This window comes from Micromonospora humidisoli, assembly GCF_016900955.1.
GTDB classification, from domain to species: Bacteria; Actinomycetota; Actinomycetes; order Mycobacteriales; family Micromonosporaceae; genus Micromonospora; species Micromonospora wenchangensis.
Map to the genome: position 1 here is coordinate 982,984 of NZ_JAFEUO010000002.1, position 18,966 is coordinate 1,001,949.

Below are 18,966 nucleotides of genomic sequence, written 5' to 3' on the forward strand. Positions count from 1 at the left end.
GGTGGGGCGGCAGAGTGACCCACAACGCGGTGGGTCGTCGAGGGGAGTGGCACCGATGGACCGGCGTCCGGCGATCAAACCGGTACCCGACCTCCGGCAGAGCGACACCGGCCGGGACGACAGCTTCGATTCGGCGACCGACGGGGACAGCCCGCCGATCGACGGGGACGGCTACGGCCGACTCGACACCGGCGTGACCGGGATGACCGGTTCGAGCATCGACACCCTCTACGACCTGGGCCTTCCGGTGGAGGCGCTCGGCGAGGACGTGGAGGACGCCGAACTCGACGAGCCGGTGCCCAACGCGGAACGCCTGGTGGCCCAGGCGGTGGCGCTGGCCGGTGACGACCACGACGCGGCGACCCTGGTGGGCCGGTTCTGGCGGTTCGCGCCGGACGAGGAGCTGATCGGGTTCACCGCCGAGGAGATGCTCGACGCCGCGCGGGCCCACCGGGACCTCGCCCAGCAGCGGGTGCCGGGCGAGCTGAAGCTGCGTATCCTGCCCCCCGACGCCGACCAGCACCACACCGTCGTCGAGATCGTCACCGACGACATGCCGTTCCTGGTCGACTCGGTGACCGCCCTGCTCAACGCCCACCACCTCGACGTACACCTGCTGGTGCACCCGCTGGTGGTGGTCCGGCGGGAGCCGCTGGGCCGGCTGACCGAGGTCTCCGCCGACGTGGAGCCGGACGACGCGATCGCCGGTGACCTGGTGGAGAGCTGGATGCGGATCGAGATCGATCCGGTCCGCGACGCCGACCAGCGCGACCAGTTGCGCCGCGAGTTGCAGCGGGTGCTCACCGACGTGCGGGAGGCCGTCGAGGACTGGCCGAAGATGCGCCAGCGGGCGCTGGCGCTCGCCGACGAACTGGCCTCGGCCCGGACGGCGGACGACCGCCCGCCGGTGCCGGAGAAGGACATCACCGACTCGGTGGAGCTGCTGCGCTGGCTGGCCCACGACCACTTCACCTTCCTCGGTTACCGGGAGTACCGGCTGGTCGACTCCGGTGGGCAGGGCGGCCCGGCGTTGGAGGCGGTGCTCGGCACCGGGCTGGGCATCCTGCGGTCGGACTCGCCCGAGGCGCGGGCGCTGTCGTCGATGACGCCGGAGGCGCACGAGAAGGTGATGGAGAAGCGGCTGCTGATCATCACCAAGGCGAACTCGCGGGCCACCGTGCACCGTTCGGCCTACCTGGACTACATCGGCTTCAAGATTTTCGACTCCTCCGGTGCGGTGGTCGGCGAACGGCGGTTCCTCGGCCTGTTCTCCACCGCGGCGTACCGGACCAGCGTGCGGGAGCTGCCGGTGGTCCGCCGCAAGGTGGCCGAGGTGCTGGACCGCTCCGGGTTGAGCCAGCGCAGCCACTCCGGCAAGGACCTGCTCCAGATCCTGGAGACCTACCCGCGCGACGAGCTGTTCCAGATCAAGACCGACGACCTGTACCACGCGGTGGTCGGCGTGCTGCGGATGGCCGGCCGCCGGCAGCTGCGGGTGTTCCTGCGCCGCGACGCGTACGGGCGGTTCATCTCCTGCCTGATCTACCTGCCCCGGGACCGGTTCACCACCCAGAACCGGCTGCGCATGCAGGACATCCTGCTGCGGGAGCTGAACGGGGTCGGGGTGGACTACACCACCCGGGTCACCGAGTCGATGCTGGCCCGGGTGCACTTCATCGTCCGGACCGACCCGAACAACCCGCCCGGTGACATCGACGCCGACCTGCTCGCCGAGGAGCTGGCCGACGCCACCCGGCTCTGGGACGACGACTACCGGCTGGTGCTGGAACGCAAGCTCGGCGACGAGCAGTCCAAGCGCCTGTTCACCAGGTACGCCGACGCGTTCCCGGAGGGCTACAAGGACACCCACACGCCGTACGAGGCGATGAAGGACCTGGCCAAGCTGGAGCTGCTGGAGGAGCCCGGCCAGCTGGAGATGCACCTGTTCCGCAAGCAGTGGGCGTCCCGGGCCGGGCAGCCGGCCGACGAGGCGATGGACGTCCGGTTCAAGGTCTACCGGTACGGCGAGCCGATGATGCTCTCCGCCGTGCTGCCGGTGCTGCACTCGCTGGGCGTCCGGGTGGTCGACGAGCACCCGTACGAGGTGGACCGGATCGACGGCCGGGTCTTCCTGTACGACTTCGGGCTGCGCCTGCCCGAGGGGCACCAGGAGCTGGCCGAGGTGCGCCCGCACGTGGAGAACGCGTTCGCCGCCGCCTGGCGGGGTGAGGCCGAGGTGGACGGTTTCAACGAGCTGGTCCTGCGCGGTGGCCTGACCTGGCGGCAGGTGGTGGTGCTGCGGGCGTACGCGAAGTACCTGCGGCAGACCGGGGCGGTCTTCTCCCAGGAGTACATGGAACAGACCTTCATCGCCTACCCGCGGATCGCGGCGCTGCTGGTGGAACTGTTCGAGGTGCGGTTCGCGCCGGACGGGCGCGAGGCGGAGCAGCGCCGGGAACGCAGCGCCGAGCTGGTCGACGCGATCGGCGTCGCCCTGGACGACGTGGCCAGCCTCGACCAGGACCGCATCCTGCGCGCCTACCTGACGCTGATCCAGGCCACCCTGCGGACCAGCTTCTACCAGAAGCGCGCCGACGGGCGGCCCAAGCCGTACGTGGCGTTCAAGCTGGACCCGCAGGCCATCCCGGACCTGCCGGCGCCCCGGCCCAAGTTCGAGATCTTCGTGTACTCGCCCCGGTTCGAGGGCGTGCACCTGCGCTACGGGCCGGTGGCCCGGGGCGGGCTGCGCTGGTCCGACCGGCGGGAGGACTTCCGGACCGAGGTGCTCGGCCTGGTCAAGGCGCAGATGGTGAAGAACGCGGTGATCGTGCCGGTCGGTGCCAAGGGCGGCTTCGTGCTCAAGCAGAAGCCGGGGGACCGGGACGAGGCGGTCGCCTGCTACCAGGAGTTCGTCGGCGCGATGCTCGACGTCACCGACAACATCGTCTCCGGTGACATCGTGCCGCCGACCGACGTGGTGCGGCACGACCCCGACGACCCGTACCTGGTGGTGGCGGCGGACAAGGGCACCGCCACGTTCTCCGACATCGCCAACCAGATCTCGGCGGCGCACGGCTTCTGGCTGGGCGACGCGTTCGCCTCCGGCGGTTCCGCCGGCTACGACCACAAGAAGATGGGCATCACCGCCCGGGGCGCCTGGGAGTCGGTCAAGCGGCACTTCCGCGAGCTGGGCCACGACACCCAGACGGCCGACTTCACCGTGGTCGGCGTCGGCGACATGTCGGGCGACGTGTTCGGCAACGGGATGCTGCTCTCCGAGCACATCCGGCTGGTGGCCGCGTTCGACCACCGGCACATCTTCCTCGACCCGGACCCGGACGCCGCGACGTCGTTCCAGGAGCGCAAGCGTCTGTTCGACCTCCCCCGGTCGTCGTGGGAGGACTACGACCCGAAGCTGATCTCCGAAGGTGGCGGGATCTTCCCGCGCGGAGCCAAGTCGATCCCGATCACCCCGCAGGTGCGGGCGGCCATCGGCCTGGACGACGACGTCACCCAGCTCAGCCCGGCGGAGCTGATGAAGGCGATCCTCACCGCACCGGTGGACCTGTTCTGGAACGGCGGCATCGGCACCTACGTGAAGGCGTCCAGCCAGACCAACGCCGAGGTGGGCGACAAGTCCAACGACGCGATCCGGGTGGACGGCAGGAGCCTGCGCTGCCGGGTCGTCGGCGAGGGCGGCAACCTGGGCTGCACCCAGCTCGGCCGGATCGAGTACGCGTCCACCGGCGGCCGGATCTACACCGACTTCATCGACAACGCGGCCGGGGTGGACTGCTCCGACCACGAGGTGAACATCAAGATCCTGCTGAACACGGCGGTCGCCGACGGCGCGCTGGACGTGCCCGCCCGCGACGAACTGCTCGCCCAGATGACCGACGAGGTCGCCGAACTGGTGCTGCGGGACAACTACGACCAGGCACGGGCGATCAACAACTCGCAGGCCCAGGCCGCCTCGCTGTTGCCGGTGCACCGCCGGATGATCAGCGAACTGGAGCGGGCCGGCCAGCTCGACCGGGCGCTGGAGGCGTTGCCTCCGGACGAGGAGCTGGCGGTACGCACCGAGTCCGGGCTCACCGCGCCGGAGTTCGCGGTGCTGCTCGCGTACGTCAAGATCGTGCTGGAGCGGGAGATCCTGGCCGAGGGGCTCGCGGACGAGGAGTGGACGACCGACGTCCTGGTCAACTACTTCCCGACGCCGATGCGCGAACGGTTCGCCGACCGGATGGCCCAGCACCGGCTACGCCGGGACATCGTCACCACGGTCCTGGTCAACGAGGCGATCAACCGGGGCGGCATCTCGTTCGTGTTCCGGGTCGTCGAGGAGACGGCCGCGTCGGCGGCCGACGTGATCCGGGCGTACGTGGTGGTCCGGGAGGTCTTCGGGCTGCGCGAGCTGTGGGACGCGGTCGAGGCGCTGGACAACCAGGTCCCGCCGGAGTTGCAGACCAGCGTCTACCTGGACACCCGCCGGCTGCTCGACCGGGCCGTCCGGTGGCTGGTGACCAACCGGCGCTCGCCGATCGACGTGCCCGCCGAGATCGAGCGGCTCCGCGACGGGGTGGCCCGGTTGCTGCCCGACCTCCAGGACCGGTTCCACGGCAGCGAGCGGGAGTCGTTGCAGGCGCACGTCGACGCGATGACCGCCCGGGGGCTGCCGGCCGAGCTGGCCGGGCGGGCGACCCGGCTGATGTACAGCTTCGGTCTGCTGGACGTGGTGGAGACGGCGCGGACCAGTGGCCGCGACGTCGGCGAGGTGGCCTCGGTCTACTTCGTGCTCTCCGACCGGTTCCGGGTGGACTCGCTGCTGTCGAAGATCTCCCTGCTGCCGCGCGAGGACCGCTGGCAGACGCTGGCCCGGATGGCGCTGCGCTACGACCTGTACGCCGCGCTGGCCGCGCTCACCGGGGAGGTGCTCGACTCCACCCCGGGTGACCTGCCGCCGCAGGAGCGGGTGCTCCAGTGGGAGCAGTCGAACGCCACCTCGATCCACCGGGCGCACCGGGCGATGGGGGAGTTCGACGAGTCGCGGGCGGACCTGGCCTCGCTGTCGGTGCTGCTACGGCAGATCCGTACCCTGGTGCGGACGTCCGCCGCCGCCTGACCGTACGCCGATCGCGCCCGTGCCGGGACCCCCGGCACGGGCGCGATCGTGTGGTGGCCGGTCGCGGGCCGGCTCAGGACGTCAGCGTGGCGAAGACGATCACGTTGTCCTGGTAGCTGCCGGCGGCCTGGTCGAACTGGCCGCCGCAGGTCACCACCCGCAGCCCGGGACGGTCGTTCGGGCCGTACACCAGGTCGGTGGGGAACTGCGTCTTCGGGTACGACCGCACCTCGTCGACGGTGAACGTGGCGGTGCTGCCGTCGGCCCGCGCCACCGCGACGGTGTCGCCGGGCAGGAGCGAGCCGAGCTGGAAGAAGACCGCCGGCCCGAGTTGCGCCGAGTCGACGTGCCCGACGATCACCGCGTTGCCGGTCTCGCCGGGGCTGGCCCCCGGCTCGTACCAGCCGGCCTGCTGGGCCTGGTCCAGCGGGGGCACCTGGACCGTGCCGTCCGGGTTGGTGCCCAGCGGCATGATCGCCGCGTCGACCCCGATCCTGGGAATCAGGATCGTGGTGGGGGCGGAGCGGGGCAGCGGGGCGGGGCCCGGCGGCACGCTCGCGTCGGCGGGGACCTGCGCGTCCGGGTCGTCTACCGGCCCGGTGTCCCCGGCCGGGGCGTCCGTCGGGGTGGTGTGCGGCGCGGCCTGGGCCGCCGGCTGCGGCGGACGGGGCGGGGGCGTGGTCCGGATCGACGCGCCGATCAGGCCGGAGCCGGCCATGGCGAGGAGGACGACGACGGCCGCGCCGGCGGCGCGCCACGGTCTCCCGTGACGGCCGCCGGCCCGTGTCGCCGTCGGGTCAGCCGAGCTCATCGGCCCGACGCCGACGCATCAGCACGATGCCGCCGAGAGCGGCCGCGCCGATCATGCCGGCCCCGCCGGCGACCATGCCCCGGTCGGCGTCGGTGGTGGTCATCCCACCGTCACCGCCGTCGACGTGACCCTTCGGCAGGACGACCAGTTCGCCCTCGCCGCACGAGCCGTTCAGCTCGTACCGGCCCGGACGGGCGTCCCAGGAGACCTTGGCCTCGCCGTAGTAGACGAAGTCCCGCTTGTGCTCCCAGCCGCCCTCGTCCTTGCCGTAGCCGTACTCGTCCTCCTGGCCGTAGCCCTCGTGGCCCTGCCAGTCGCCCTCGTCGGACTCCTCGTCCCAGCCGTGCTCGCCGGACTCCTCGCCGGGCTTGCCGTGTTCCTCGCCCTTGCCTTCGTCGGGCTTGCCTTCGTCGGGCTTGCCTTCGCCGGGCTTGCCGTGTTCCTCGCCCTTGCCCTCGTCGGGCTTGCCGTGTTCCTCGCCCTTGCCCTCGTCGGGTTTGCCGTGCTCGTCGCCCTTGCCCTCGTCGGGCTTGCCGCCGTGGTCCGGGCCCTGGTCGGCGGCCATGAAGCCACCGCCCTGGCCGCCCGCCGGGGGCTGACCGCCGTCCGCCGGAGGCTGGCCGCCCTCGGCCGGAGGCTGGCCGCCCTCGGCCGGAGGCTGCGGCTTGGGGCCGTTGTCGTCGGGGCCCTTGCCCTCGTCGGGCTTGCCGTGGCCTTCGCCCTTGCCCTCTTCGCCCTTGCCGTGGTCCTCGCCCTTGCCGTGGTCCTCGTCCCGGCCCTCGTCGTCCTTCCAGCCGCCGTGTTCCTCGCCGCGGCCGTCGGCGGGCCTGAGTTTGACCTTGCCGGTGACCTTGGACCAGACGAAGGCGTGTTCCTGCGCCTCCGGGCAGATCTCGATGAGCTTGACCTCTTCGCCGGGCTTGACGACGTGCGGCTTGGCGAAGACCTTGCCGTCCCGGCTCTCGCCGTCGTGGTGACCGTCCGCGAACGCGATCCCCGGCGTGAACACCAGAAGGGACGCGCCACCGAGAGCGGCACCCGCGACAACCTTCCCGAGCATCTTGTTAGCCATGACCTGCGTCACTCCATCCCCTGTTGTCCTGAGCCCGACGACAGTCGAGCTATGACCGACGTTAGACGGTTTCACGACTTATTCGGGGAAAGATTCGTGTTTTCGGCTTTACCGATGATGCGACCCATAAGGCCCCTGGGCCGCTTGTGTCGGGATTACCGCCCGGCTGCGCGGTCGGGGCGCTCGCGGCCGAGCTGGGCGGAGATAGGCTCGTAGCGGCCCGGATGCCGATCCGGGCGTTGCGGCCAGGTTGCCGCGAAGTATCGAGCCATTGCCATGGAAGCGCTCCCATGCAAGAATCGCTGCACGCGGTTCGGGGAGCCACACCGCGCACGGCAGAGGTCGAGGGCAACCGGTGCACCGGACGACGTCGCCGCCGACCGGTCCGTGCGGGCCGGTGAAGCTCACCACCACCACGCCCGTCCCCCGGGTCGGGCACCCCCCGAGATGTCCCGTTGGCGCCGGGGTCGTCCGTACCCCAGGACGCTCACGCGCCACTTGCCGGTCCCCTCGTGGTGCCGGTCTCGCCCAAGGAGTGCAAAAGGCATGAATCTGTGGAGAAGTCTGTCCGCCCGACGCCGGGCGTTCGCCCTCACCGGGGCGAGCGTGCTGGTCGCGGGCGGGCTGGTGACCCTCCCGGTCACCGCGGCGCAGGCCGCCACCCAGTGCAGCATCGACTACACCACCAACGACTGGTCCGGTGGCTTCACCGCCAACGTCACCATCCGCAACGTGGGTGACCCGATCAGCAACTGGACCCTCGGTTTCACCTTCCCCAACAGCAGCCAGCGGGTGACCCAGGGCTGGTCGGCCAAGTGGTCGCAGAGCGGCCAGAACGTGACCGCCACCAACGAGTCCTACAACGGCTCGCTGGGTCGCGGCGGCAGCACCACCCTCGGGTTCAACGGCTCGTGGAGCGGCAGCAACCCCAAGCCGACCTCGTTCACCCTGAACGGGGTGGTCTGCGGCGGTGTCACGCCGACGACGCCTCCGCCCACGACGCCTCCGCCCACCACCCCGCCGCCCACCACGCCTCCGCCGACCACGCCTCCGCCCACCACCCCGCCGCCCACGACGCCTCCGCCCACCACGCCCCCGCCGGGGCAGAAGGTGGACAACCCCTACGCCGGGGTCAAGGGCTACGTGAACCCGGAGTGGAAGGCCAAGGCGGACGCCGAGGCCGGTGGCAGCCGGGTCTCCAACAACCCGACCGCCGTCTGGCTGGACCGGATCGCCGCGATCAACGGCACGCCGGACAGCAGCTCCAACGGCGCGATGGGCGTCAAGGACCACCTGGACGCCGCCCTCGCCCAGGGTGCCGGCTACATCCAGTTCGTGATCTACAACCTGCCCGGCCGGGACTGCTCGGCGCTCGCCTCCAACGGTGAGCTGGCCGCCGACGAACTGCCGCGCTACAAGGCGGAGTACATCGACCCGATCGCCGCGATCCAGAGCCAGGCCAAGTACGCCAGCCTGCGGATCATCAACATCATCGAGATCGACTCGCTGCCGAACCTGGTCACCAACACCTCCGGCAACGCCGGTGGCACGGTGCAGTGTGACGTGGTGAAGGCCAACGGCGCGTACGTCAACGGCGTCGGCTACGCCCTGGCGAAGCTGGGCCCGATCGGCAACGTCTACAACTACATCGACGCCGGTCACCACGGCTGGCTGGGCTGGGACACCAACTTCGGCCCGACCGCCGACATCCTGAAGACCGCCGCCGTCGCCTCCGGCAGCACCGTGAACAACGTGCACGGCTTCATCACCAACACGGCGAACTACTCCGCCCTGAAGGAGCCGTACATCAAGATCACCGACTCGGTGAACGGCCAGACCGTCCGCCAGTCCAAGTGGATCGACTGGAACTACTACGTCGACGAGCTGTCGTTCGCCCAGGCGTTCCGCACCAAGCTGATCTCGGTCGGCTTCAACAGCAACATCGGCATGCTGATCGACACCTCCCGTAACGGCTGGGGCGGCACCGCCCGGCCCACCGGCCCGGGCGCGACGACCAGCGTCGACACCTACGTCAACGGCGGCCGTGTCGACCGTCGGTTCCACGCCGGCAACTGGTGCAACCAGGCCGGTGCGGGTCTCGGCGAGCGGCCGAAGGCCAACCCCGAGCCGGGCATCGACGCCTACGTCTGGGTGAAGCCCCCGGGTGAGTCCGACGGCTCCAGCTCCCTCATCCCGAACAACGAGGGCAAGGGCTTCGACCGGATGTGCGACCCGACCTACACCGGTAACGCCCGCAACGGCAACAGCATGAGCGGCGCGCTGCCCAACGCTCCGATCTCCGGCGCCTGGTTCTCCGCGCAGTTCCAGGAGCTCATGAAGAACGCCTACCCGGCGCTCTGACGAACCAGCCCGCCGCGGCTGGAGTGAGGCACTGACGCGGCGGGCGCACCCGGGCCCCCGGTCCGACCGAGAGGTCGGGCCGGGGGCCCACCCGTGTGCCGGGCCGCTGTCTCGCCGGCCTCAGGGGACGGTACGTTCCACCGCGGCCCGACCCATCTCGGCCAGGTCACGCCGGGCCCGCTCCAGGTTCTCCCGGGTCAGGTCCTGCCCGCGCGCCATGACCAGGTCCTCCGGTTCCCAGGGCTGCTCCGCCCCGGTGCGGATGTTGTCCCCACCGGCCCCGGTGCCGGTTCCGGTGGCCCCGGTGCCGGCGGCGTACGGGTCACCGATCAGCTCCTCGGTCGCACCACCGGACTGGTCACCCGGCGCGACGAAAGCCGGATCGGCCGGACCGGCGCCGCCCCGGGAGAACCGCGGCACGGTGGAGTCGTCGTCCACCGCGGCGGCCACCTCGGGGCGCTCCTCCAACGGTCGGTTCGGGTCACGGTCGGTCATGGTGCCGCCCTCCTGTCCCAGACGCTTCCCGCGCCCGGGTACCCCGTCCGGGCGACCCCATGCCGGGCGGATCAGACCTCCCGGGCCTCCTCGGCGCTGGGCGGCACCACCGGGCGCAGCCACTGCCAGGCCAGCATGAACAGCCCGAAGGCCAGCATCGCCAGCCCGGCCCACAGGTTGATCCGGACGCCCTGCGCCTTGTCGATCTCGGCAGCCGAGTCGAAGAGACCGACCAGGCCGACGATCACCCCGTACACCACGAAGAGACCACCGATGACCCGGCGGATGTCGAACAGCCGGGCGGCGGCGGACCGCTTGCGTTCGTTCTCGGTCTCGACGACCTGCGGGTCGTTCGCGCGTTCGCTGTGCTGGTCCACGTCTGCGCCTCCCTCTCGTGACGGACCGGGCTCAGAAGACCGGGATGTAGAAGAGCACGGCCAGCACCAGCGCGATCGCGCCGAGCAGCACCGGCGACCGCCACCAGACCTGGTCCCCGGCGAGCACGTCGCCCTTCAGGTCGATCCCACCCATCCCGTAGACCAGACCCTGCAACTCCTCGGCCCGCTTGGGACGGGTCAGCGGGGTGACCACCGCGGCGACCACGGCGACCGTGACGAAGGCGATGCCCGCGCCCCAGAAGCTCTCCTCCAGGTCGGAGTTGAAGTCCACCACGCCGGCCTTGTAGAGCAGGTAGGTCGCCAGCGCGGCCAGGGTGCCCGCCAGCAGCGACCAGAAACCGGCCAGCGCGCTCATCCGCTTCCAGAACATGCCGATGATGAAGGTGGCGAACAGTGGGGCGTTGAACAGGGAGAACAGCGCCTGGATGTAGTTCATGATGTTGCTGAACCCGGCGGCGATGAACGCGGTGCCGATGCCCACCACCACCCCGCCCACGGTGGCGATCCGGCCGATCCGGATGTAGTACTCGTCGGAGCGTTCCCTGCGGACGTACGCCTGCCAGATGTCATAGGTGAAGACGGTGTTGAAGCCGCTGACGTTGGCCGCCATGCCGGCCATGAACGAGGCGACCAGGCCGGTGACCGCGATCCCGAGCACACCGTTGGGCAGCAGGTCGCGCATCAGCAGCGGAATCGCGTTGTTGTAGACCAGGTCACCGGACTCGGCCCCCAGCCCCTTGACGGTGACCAGCGCGATCAGGCCCGGGATCACGGTCACCGCCGGGATGACCAGCTTCGGGTACGCGGCGATGATCGGCGTACGCCGGGCGGCGCTCATGTTCTTGGCCGACAGCGCCCGCTGCACCTCGGCGAAGTTGGTGGTCCAGTAGCCGAAGGAGAGCACGAACCCGAGCCCGAACACGATGCCCAGCCAGTGCGCGCCGAGCGGGTTGGCGGTGCTGCCGGTGCCCTCCCAGGCGTGCAGCCCGGCCTCGCCGAGCTTGGAGTCGCGCACCGAGTCCATCAGGCCGGACCAGCCGCCGACCTTCACCAGGCCGATGACGGTGATCGGCACCAGCCCGGCGATGATGACGAAGAACTGGAGCACCTCGTTGTAGATCGCGCCGGAGAGCCCGCCGACGGTGATGTAGGCCAGCACGATCGCCGCCCCGACGACGATCGCCAGCCAGAGCGGCCAGCCGAGCAGCGCCTGCATGATCAGCGCCAGCGCGTACAGGTTGACCCCGGCGATCAGCACCTGGGCGACCGCGAAGCTGATCGCGTTCAACAGGTGGGTCGGGCGGTTGAACCGCAGCCGCAGGTACTCCGGGACGCTGCGCACCCGGGAGCCGTAGTAGAACGGCATCATCACGATGCCCAGGAAGATCATCGCCGGTACGGCGCCGATCCAGTAGTAGTGGACGGTCATGATGCCGTACTGCGCGCCGTTGGCGGCCATCCCGATGATCTCCAGGGCGCCCAGGTTGGCCGAGACGAAGGCCAGGCCGGTCACCCAGGCGGGCAGCGAACGCCCGGAGAGGAAGAAGTCGACGCTGGTACGGATCGCCCGGCGGGCGGCGAAGCCGACCCCGAGCACGGTGACGAAGTAGAGCGCGAGGATCCCGTAATCCAGCACGTTCATGTTCAGTCTGAGCCCGGCACCGTCCATCGTCCGCCACCCTTCCGATGCGCCGTCGACGCTCGCCGGGCGCGCTATTACCCCTCGTGCGGGTTTTCATGCCAGAGGTCCGGGTCGGATCGGTGGGCGAACCGTCGACGCCCCGACCGGGAGTGGCCCGGCCGGGGCGTCGACGCAGGTGGGTGGTGGGTGGTCCGGTCCGGAGCCGGCGGGCCGTCCGCGCGGCGGTTCAGCGGCCCAGCACGCGGTCCAGGAAGTCGCGGTACCGCCGGACGGCCACCCGGAGCTGCTCGGTGTCGGCCTCGTCGGCACCCTGCCAGCCGCCCAGCTTCTCCTTCTGCGCGGCGAGCGCCTCGGCGAGGGCCGTGATCGCCTCCTCGACGAGCGACTGCGCCTCGCCGGCCGCGCCCCGGGGGTCGTCGACGAACCGGAGCTGCACGTCACGCCAACGGTCCCGGAAGCCCTGCGCGGCGTCCGCCTCGAACAGCGTCGCCGCGTCGCTGGGCACGTTCGCGCCCGTCGACCTGTCGGCGTCCGCCCCGGCGGTCCCGGTCGAGTGGTGGTCCCGGTCGTGGATCCGGTCCGCCGCGGTCGGGTCGGCCCGCTCGTCGTCGAACGGTTCGGTCCGCCCAGGCGCACCGTCACCGGGCACGGCGAGGTCCTCGTCCCGGGCGTCCCGCTCGTCCTGCGGCCGGCCACCGGCCAGCGCCGACGCGGCCACCGCGTCGCCCACGCTGGTCGCCCCGAAGGTGGTGGGCGGCGGCGCGGGCTCGTGGAACTCCGGCCGCCGGTCCCCGTCCGGGTCGGTGCCGGCCGGCGTCTCCCGGTCGGTCGCCAGGTCGGCGTCGTCACGGGAGCGCGGGCGGCCGAGGGGCAAGCCGTCGTCGTCCCGCGGGCCGTAGTAGCCGTCGTGGTTGTCGAAGCCGTCCCGGTCGTCGAAACCGTCGCCGTCGATGCCGTCGTCGTCGTGGTCGATGGCGTCCCGGTCGTCGACGCCGTCGCGGTCCCGGTCGTCGCGGGCCGTGGCGTGCCGGCCGACGGGGACGGTGTCGGCCGCGTCCGGTGGCGGCACCGCCACCGGGGTGGACCGGACGACCTCGGGGTGTTCGGTGGGCAACTGCTGCTCGTCCTGGCGCATGGCGGTGTCTCCTCAGCGGGTGGTGGCGTCCTGCGGGCTGTCCGGGTGCTGCTGCTGCGGGAGGCGCTGCCCGACCGGCTCCTCGCCGAGCAGGTCGGCGACGAGGGCGCGGTAGTGGACGACGGCCTGCCGGAGATCCTCGGTGCCGGCCTCGCCACGCTCGTTGCGCAGCCGGATCTCGTGCGCCTCCCGGTAGTGGGTCAGGGTGCGGGCGTGCTCCACGGACAGGTGCGCGGCCTGCTCGGCGAACTCCCCGGTCGGGTAGCCCCGGTCGGCGATCAGGCGGCTGACCAGTTCGTCGGCGTCCCCGACGGCCTCGGCCGGCGCGTCGACGAAGCGGACCTGGAGTTCCTCCCAGGCGGCGGCGTACCGGGCCCGCTCGGTCGGGCCGAGCGGGGTGAGCGTCAGCTCCGCGTGGCGGCGCTCCCGCTCGCGCAGTTCCCGCTCGGCGGCGCTGCGGCTGTCCTGCTCCGCGACCACCCGGTCGTACTCCGGGCCGAACCGGGACCGCAGGGCGCGTCGGCGGTTGGCCACCACGGCCACGGCGACCAGCGCCGCCACCACCAGTACGGCGAGAACCAGTAGGACTATCTGCGTGGGCGACATGGCTCCTCCTTCGCCCTGCGGTATTCCCTCCCCGCACTGATCACCAATCCCGATCCGGCGAATTTCCTCCGCCCACGCCGATCCCGACCGGGACGAAGGGGCCACGACGTGCGTCCGGGGCCGATCAGGTGGAAATCCGGTCACATTTTTCCATCGGTCCGCAGGCCGGCCCGGGGTCGGTGCGGGCCCCCGCCAATGCCTGATCAACCCGGGTGCGGCCAGGTCAGGTGCCGGCCGGCCGGGGCGGGGCGGGGCAGCGACGCAGCGGTGACGCCGGGAGACGCACGGTAGTGCTGAGCGTCAGGATTACGTATCCTGCCCGAGGTGCCGTGCCGGTGCCCGGCATCGATGCCGGAACCGCCCGGTCGGTGCCGGCGACACCGCCGACACTCCCGCCCGGGCGAGGACTCATGGACACCCGCGACTGGCCGATCCGCGCCAAGCTGACCGCCCTGGTCGTCACCCCGGTGGCCGCCCTCCTGGCGCTGTGGATCTTCGCCACCACGTTGACCTTCGGGCCGGCACTCGACCTGCTCGCCGCCCGGACCCTGCTGTCGGACTTCGGCCGCCCCGGCGAGCGGGTGGTGGCCGAGCTGCAACGGGAGCGGCGGGCCTCGGTGATCCAACTGGCCGGCACCGGCACCCTGCCCGCCCTCGCCGACCAGCGGCGACGCACCGACGAGGCGATCGTCGAGCTGCGTCGGATGATGGCCGGCGACGCACTGCGGGACGCCGCCGGTGACCTGCTCAACGCCCGGCTCGACGCGCTCGGCGCCGCCCTGGAGGCGTTGCCGGCCGGTCGGGGGTTCATCGACCGCCGGCAGGTCGACCGGGCCGGTGCCATCGGCCTGTACAGCGGCATGATCTCCTCGGCCTTCCAGGCGTTCGCCGCGACGGCGGCGCTGCCCGACGCCGAGTTGAACCGGCAGGCGCTCGCCCTGACCGCGGTCGGCCGCTCCCGCGAACTGCTCGGCCAGACCGACGCGATGCTCGCCGGGGCGTTCGTCGCCGGCCGGTTCACCGAGGGCGAGCACCTGCGGTTGGTGCAGACCATCGCCAACGAACGGTTCCTCGCCGAGTCGGCGGTGGCCGACCTGCCGGCCGCCGACCGGGCCGCCTACCAGCGGCTGGTGGAGGGGGAGGCGTTCGTCCGGCTCCGCACCATGCAGGAGCAGCTGCTCAGCGCCGGGCCGTCCGGCCTCCCGCCGATCGACCCGGCGGCCTGGCAGGCCAGCCAGGCGGCCGTCCAGCAGGAGCTGCGTGACTTCGAACTCAGCCAGGCCGACGGGCTGGCCGAACGGTCCGTGCCGGTCGCCGTCACGATCCTGCTGCGCCTCGGCGTCGCCGGGGTGCTGGGCCTCGTCGCGATCGGGGTGTCGCTGCTGGTCGCCATCCGGGTCGGTCGGACGCTGGCCCGCCGGTTGTCCGCCGTGCGCAACGCCGCGCTGGAGCTGGCCGGGCACCGGCTGCCCGACGTGGTGGCCCGGCTGCGCCGGGGCGAACAGGTCGACGTCGCCCGGGAGGCCCCGCCGCTGTCCTATGGCGCGGACGAGATCGGTGACGTCGGCCGGGCGTTCACCGAGGTGAGCCGGGTGGCGGTGCGGTCGGCGATCGACGAGGTGACGCTGCGGCGGGGGCTGAACGAGGTCTTCCTCAACCTCGCCCGGCGCAGTCAGGGTCTGGTGCACCGGCAGCTCGCCGTGCTCGACCGGATGGAACGTCGCGCCGAAGACCCGGACGAGCTGGCCGAGCTGTTCCGCGTCGACCACCTGGCGACCCGGCTGCGCCGGCACGCCGAGGACCTGGTCATCCTGGCGGGGGCGGCACCGGGCCGGGGCTGGCGGCAGCCGGTCGCCCTGCTGGACGTGCTGCGCGGCGCGATCTCCGAGGTCGAGGCGTACGACCGGGTGGACATCGGCCGGGTCGAGCCGGCCGGGCTGCTCGGCCGGGCCGTCGCCGACGTCATCCACCTGCTCGCCGAGCTGATCGAGAACGCGACCGCCTTCTCCCCGCCCGAGCGTCGGGTCGAGGTGACCGGGGCGCCGGTCGTCGACGGCTACCTCGTCGAGATCACCGACCACGGGCTCGGGATGACGCCGCAGGCGGTGGAGGACGCCAACCGCCGACTGGCCACCCCGCCCGAGTTCGACCCGGCCGACAGCGCCCGGCTCGGCCTGTTCGTGGTCTCGCGGCTGGCCGCCCGGCACGGCGTCCAGGTCACCCTGCGGACCGGGACGCCGGTCGGGCTCACCGCACTGGTGCGCCTGCCGGCCGACCTGATCACCGAGGAGCCGCCGATCGCCCCGCCGACCCGGGACCGTCCGGCCGCGTCGGTGACCCGGCTGACCACCCTGCCCCGACCGCGGACCACCCGGACCACCCGGGAGCGACCGGACCAGACGGTGCTGCCGTTCGCCCCGGCCCGTACCTCGTCGGTGGAGGCCGCCGTCGATGGCGACGGCCTGCCCCGCCGGGTCCGCCGCCGGGGCCCGGTGGCCCGTCCGCCGCGCCCGCCGGCCGGCCCCGACCCGACCACCACCCGCTCCCCCGAGGAGGTACGGCGGCAGATGTCGGCCCTACAGGCCGGCACCACCCGGGGACGGCTGGACAGCAGCGGCGTCCACCCGGTCCCGCCGGCCCGGCCCACCCCGACCGCGGGCGGCGACCCGGGGCGGTCCGACGCCGGGGCATCCCCGTCGTCGGCCGGCCCGGTGCCGACGCCCGATCCGACCGCGACTGAGAGGGACGCCTAGTGGTGCACACGACACGGCAGAACGCCGATCTCGGCTGGTTGCTCGACGAACTGGTGGAGCGGGTGCCGGCGGCCCAGCAGGCCGTGGTCCTCTCCGCCGACGGTCTGCTGCTCGGTGCCTCCGCCGGGCTGGACCGGGCCGACGCCGAACACCTCTGCGCGCTGGCCTCGGGCTTCTCCAGCCTGGCCAAGGGGGCCAGCCGGCAGTTGGCCGCCGGTGGCGTCCGGCAGACGGTGGTGGAGATGGAGGAGGCGTACCTCTTCGTGACCGCTGCCGGGCAGGGCGCCTGCCTGGCGGTGGCCTGCGCGGCGGACGCCGACATCGGCCTGGTGGCCTACGAGATGGCGATGCTGGTCGTCCGGGTCGGCGAGAACCTGACCGCCCCGGCGCGGGCGGCGGGGCTCGCCGATGCGGGCTGAGCAGCCGGGTCACCAGCACGAGTGGCTGGACGGCGCGGCCGGCCCGGTGGTACGCCCGTACACCCTCACCGGTGGCCGGGTGCGGCCCGCCGTCGGCGGCTTCGACCTGGTGGCGTTCGTGCTGGCCGCGGCGGGCGTAGACCCGTACGGCCAGCCGGGGCTGCAACCCGAGCACCGTCGGCTGGTGGAGTGCGCCAGGCAGCCGGTGGCGGTGGTGGATCTCGCCGCCGACCTGGATCTCGCCCTCGGGGTGGTCCAGGTCCTCCTCGGTGACCTGCTCGCCCGTGGGCTGGTCACCGTGCACGAACCGCCGGCCGCCGCCGGCCTTCCCGACGACGACATTCTCAAGGCGGTGGTCAGTGGACTACGTGCGCTCTGATCGCGACTCATCAGCGGACCGGCTGCCGCTGGCTCTCAAGATCCTCATTGCCGGTGGCTTCGGCGCCGGCAAGACGACGCTGGTGAGCGCGCTCAGTGAGGTCCGGCCGTTGCAGACCGAGGAGGTGCTGACCGACGCCGGGATCGGCACCGACGACCTGTCCGGGGTGGAGGGCAAGTCGACCACCACGGTGGCGATGGACTTCGGCCGGATCACCATCACCGACGATCTCCAGGTCTACCTGTTCGGCACCCCCGGGCAGGACCGGTTCTGGTTCCTCTGGGACGAGTTGGCCTTCGGCGCGCTCGGCGCGGTGGTGCTGGCCGACACCCGCCGGCTGGCCGACTGCTTCCCGTCGATCGACTACTTCGAGCAGCGCGGCATCCCGTTCGTGGTGGGGGTCAACTGTTTCGAGGACACCCGCCGGTTCGGCGTGGACGCGGTGCGGCAGGCGTTGGACATCGAGCCGGAGGTGCCGGTGATGCTCTGCGACGCCCGGGACCGGCAGTCCGGCAAACTGGTGCTGATCTCGCTGGTCGAGCACGTGGCCCGGCAGCGCGGCGAACCGGTCCCGGTGGGCTGACCGGCCCCGCGCCGCTGCCGGGTGAGGAAAACCCGGGAAACCAGGGATGCCGGCGGGTGATTGCGGGAAGCCTGGGAAGCGACGACGGGATTCGGCGGAGGGGTGGTCCGGTGACGGGGACGATCGTCCACATCGGCGGTTACACGGCGGACACGGGTGGGCGGGGCGAGGGCATCGTCGCCGCCCGGCGGGACCCCGAGTCGGGGGAGTTGACCCCGCTCGGCACGGTCGCGGTGACCCCGGCGCCGTCCTTCCTCGTGCGGCATCCGTCCCGGCCGGTGCTCTACGCGGTCAACGAGCTGCCCGAGGGGCAGGTGAGCGCGTTCGCGGTCGATCCCGACGGCGGGCTGACCCCGCTGGGGGTCCGGTCGACGGGCGGTGCCGAGCCGGCCCACCTGGCGGTCGCCCCGGACGGCGGGCACCTCTTCGTGGCCAACTACGGCGGGGGCAGCGTCGCCGTGCTGCCGCTGGACGGGCAGGGGGTGCCCGGGGACCGTACCGACCTGGTGGTCCACCAGGGGCACGGCCCGGACCCGCAGCGGCAGGAGCGGGCGCACTGCCACATGGTGTCGCCCGATCCCGGCGTCGGCCCGCTGCTCGCCGTCGACCTGGGCACCGACTCGGTCTACCGGTACGACCTGGACGCCGCCACCGGCCGGCTGACCCCGCGCGCCCCCCGGGTGCACACGGTGGCGGGCACCGGTCCCCGGCACCTGGCCCGGCACCCCGACGGGCGGCGCTGCTGGCTCGCCGGTGAGCTGGACGCGACGGTGACCGCCTACCAGCTGACCGCCGACGGGGCGCTGCACCAGCTCGGCCGGGTGGACGCCAGTGGGCGGGCCGGTCACGTCCAGCCGTCGGAGATCACGGTCGGCCCGGACGGCCGGTTCCTCTACCTGGGCAACCGGGGGGTCGGCACGGTGGCGGTCTTCGCCCTCGACGGGGAACTGCCCCGGCTGGTCGACGAGGTCGACACCGGCGGGGAGTGGCCCCGGCACTTCGCGTTCGCCGGTCGGCACCTGTACGTCGCCGACGAGCGGGCCGACATGATCCGGGTGTTTTGGGTCGACCCCGAGTCGGGCGTGCCGTCGCCGGTGGGTGAGCCGGTGGCCACCGGGAGTCCGACCTGCGTACTGCCCTGACACACGTCCGTCCGGGGTGGATCGGTGCCACGTCACGAGACGATTTAG

At 72.2% G+C, this 18,966-nt stretch carries 14 protein-coding genes; 7 read left to right on the plus strand and 7 right to left on the minus strand.

Translation table 11 applies throughout. The features are described 5' to 3' along the window. The first annotated feature begins 55 nt into the window (after positions 1 to 55). Positions 56 to 5,122: an NAD-glutamate dehydrogenase gene (locus JQN84_RS09930; RefSeq protein ID WP_204958028.1), complete on the plus strand. Its 5,067-nt coding sequence runs from the start codon at positions 56 to 58 to the stop codon at positions 5,120 to 5,122. Between the two features lie 73 nt (positions 5,123 to 5,195). Here JQN84_RS09930 and JQN84_RS09935 read toward each other — a convergent pair whose 3' ends face one another. After that, the gene (locus JQN84_RS09935) at positions 5,196 to 5,933 is read right to left on the minus strand and encodes a class F sortase (RefSeq protein WP_204958029.1); all 738 of its coding nucleotides are present in this window, start codon (positions 5,931 to 5,933) and stop codon (positions 5,196 to 5,198) included. After that, positions 5,920 to 7,005 carry a hypothetical protein gene (locus JQN84_RS09940; protein WP_204958030.1) on the minus strand — a complete coding sequence of 362 codons (1,086 nt, stop codon included), beginning with the start codon at positions 7,003 to 7,005 and terminating at the stop codon, positions 5,920 to 5,922. The genes JQN84_RS09935 and JQN84_RS09940 overlap by 14 nt, the downstream gene beginning before the upstream one ends. Positions 7,006 to 7,551: 546 nt before the next feature. Here JQN84_RS09940 and JQN84_RS09945 point away from each other — a divergent pair. Further along, positions 7,552 to 9,366 (plus strand): glycoside hydrolase family 6 protein, encoded by a 1,815-nt coding sequence (locus tag JQN84_RS09945; RefSeq protein ID WP_204958031.1) that lies wholly within the window; start codon positions 7,552 to 7,554, stop codon positions 9,364 to 9,366. Positions 9,367 to 9,486: 120 nt separating this feature from the next. Here the strand turns inward: JQN84_RS09945 and JQN84_RS09950 are convergent, their stop codons facing one another. The 5 genes from JQN84_RS09950 to JQN84_RS09970 all read right to left on the minus strand — a co-directional run bounded on the left by JQN84_RS09950 (position 9,487) and on the right by JQN84_RS09970 (position 13,642). Beyond that, positions 9,487 to 9,861, minus strand: a complete 375-nt coding sequence (locus JQN84_RS09950) for a hypothetical protein (RefSeq protein ID WP_204958032.1) — start codon at positions 9,859 to 9,861, stop codon at positions 9,487 to 9,489. 71 nt (positions 9,862 to 9,932) lie between these two features. Next, positions 9,933 to 10,238 (minus strand): hypothetical protein, encoded by a 306-nt coding sequence (locus JQN84_RS09955; protein ID WP_204958033.1) that lies wholly within the window; start codon positions 10,236 to 10,238, stop codon positions 9,933 to 9,935. A 31-nt stretch (positions 10,239 to 10,269) separates the two neighbouring features. Then, the gene (locus JQN84_RS09960; RefSeq protein WP_204958034.1) at positions 10,270 to 11,928 is read right to left on the minus strand and encodes a sodium:solute symporter family protein; all 1,659 of its coding nucleotides are present in this window, start codon (positions 11,926 to 11,928) and stop codon (positions 10,270 to 10,272) included. A gap of 199 nt (positions 11,929 to 12,127) precedes the next feature. Continuing rightward, positions 12,128 to 13,036, minus strand: coding sequence for a hypothetical protein (locus JQN84_RS32550; RefSeq protein WP_204958035.1), 909 nt, complete (start codon positions 13,034 to 13,036; stop codon positions 12,128 to 12,130). A 12-nt stretch (positions 13,037 to 13,048) separates the two neighbouring features. Next, positions 13,049 to 13,642 (minus strand): hypothetical protein, encoded by a 594-nt coding sequence (locus JQN84_RS09970; RefSeq protein ID WP_204958036.1) that lies wholly within the window; start codon positions 13,640 to 13,642, stop codon positions 13,049 to 13,051. Between the two features lie 410 nt (positions 13,643 to 14,052). Between JQN84_RS09970 and JQN84_RS09975 the strand changes: the two genes are divergently transcribed. The 5 genes from JQN84_RS09975 to JQN84_RS09995 all read left to right on the plus strand — a co-directional run bounded on the left by JQN84_RS09975 (position 14,053) and on the right by JQN84_RS09995 (position 18,918). After that, complete coding sequence (locus tag JQN84_RS09975; protein ID WP_204958037.1) at positions 14,053 to 16,395, plus strand: sensor histidine kinase; 2,343 nt, start codon at positions 14,053 to 14,055, stop codon at positions 16,393 to 16,395. Continuing rightward, the gene (locus JQN84_RS09980; protein WP_145921424.1) at positions 16,395 to 16,814 is read left to right on the plus strand and encodes a roadblock/LC7 domain-containing protein; all 420 of its coding nucleotides are present in this window, start codon (positions 16,395 to 16,397) and stop codon (positions 16,812 to 16,814) included. Before JQN84_RS09975 ends, JQN84_RS09980 begins: the two co-directional genes overlap by 1 nt. Further along, positions 16,804 to 17,193, plus strand: coding sequence for a DUF742 domain-containing protein (locus JQN84_RS09985; protein ID WP_145921423.1), 390 nt, complete (start codon positions 16,804 to 16,806; stop codon positions 17,191 to 17,193). Before JQN84_RS09980 ends, JQN84_RS09985 begins: the two co-directional genes overlap by 11 nt. Then, positions 17,174 to 17,776, plus strand: coding sequence for a GTP-binding protein (locus tag JQN84_RS09990; protein ID WP_204958038.1), 603 nt, complete (start codon positions 17,174 to 17,176; stop codon positions 17,774 to 17,776). Before JQN84_RS09985 ends, JQN84_RS09990 begins: the two co-directional genes overlap by 20 nt. 110 nt (positions 17,777 to 17,886) lie before the next feature. After that, positions 17,887 to 18,918, plus strand: coding sequence for a lactonase family protein (locus JQN84_RS09995; protein ID WP_204958039.1), 1,032 nt, complete (start codon positions 17,887 to 17,889; stop codon positions 18,916 to 18,918). The last annotated feature ends 48 nt before the right edge of the window (positions 18,919 to 18,966 follow it).

Bases quoted from the DNA above. Each gene is read 5' to 3' on its own strand.
- JQN84_RS09930 (WP_204958028.1), top strand. From the start codon at position 56: ATGGACCGGCGTCCGGCGATCAAACCGGTACCCGACCTCCGGCAGAGC.
- JQN84_RS09935 (WP_204958029.1), bottom strand. From the start codon at position 5,933: ATGAGCTCGGCTGACCCGACGGCGACACGGGCCGGCGGCCGTCACGGG.
- JQN84_RS09940 (WP_204958030.1), bottom strand. From the start codon at position 7,005: ATGGCTAACAAGATGCTCGGGAAGGTTGTCGCGGGTGCCGCTCTCGGT.
- JQN84_RS09945 (WP_204958031.1), top strand. From the start codon at position 7,552: ATGAATCTGTGGAGAAGTCTGTCCGCCCGACGCCGGGCGTTCGCCCTC.
- JQN84_RS09950 (WP_204958032.1), bottom strand. From the start codon at position 9,861: ATGACCGACCGTGACCCGAACCGACCGTTGGAGGAGCGCCCCGAGGTG.
- JQN84_RS09960 (WP_204958034.1), bottom strand. From the start codon at position 11,928: ATGGACGGTGCCGGGCTCAGACTGAACATGAACGTGCTGGATTACGGG.
- JQN84_RS32550 (WP_204958035.1), bottom strand. From the start codon at position 13,036: ATGCGCCAGGACGAGCAGCAGTTGCCCACCGAACACCCCGAGGTCGTC.
- JQN84_RS09970 (WP_204958036.1), bottom strand. From the start codon at position 13,642: ATGTCGCCCACGCAGATAGTCCTACTGGTTCTCGCCGTACTGGTGGTG.
- JQN84_RS09975 (WP_204958037.1), top strand. From the start codon at position 14,053: ATGGACACCCGCGACTGGCCGATCCGCGCCAAGCTGACCGCCCTGGTC.
- JQN84_RS09985 (WP_145921423.1), top strand. From the start codon at position 16,804: ATGCGGGCTGAGCAGCCGGGTCACCAGCACGAGTGGCTGGACGGCGCG.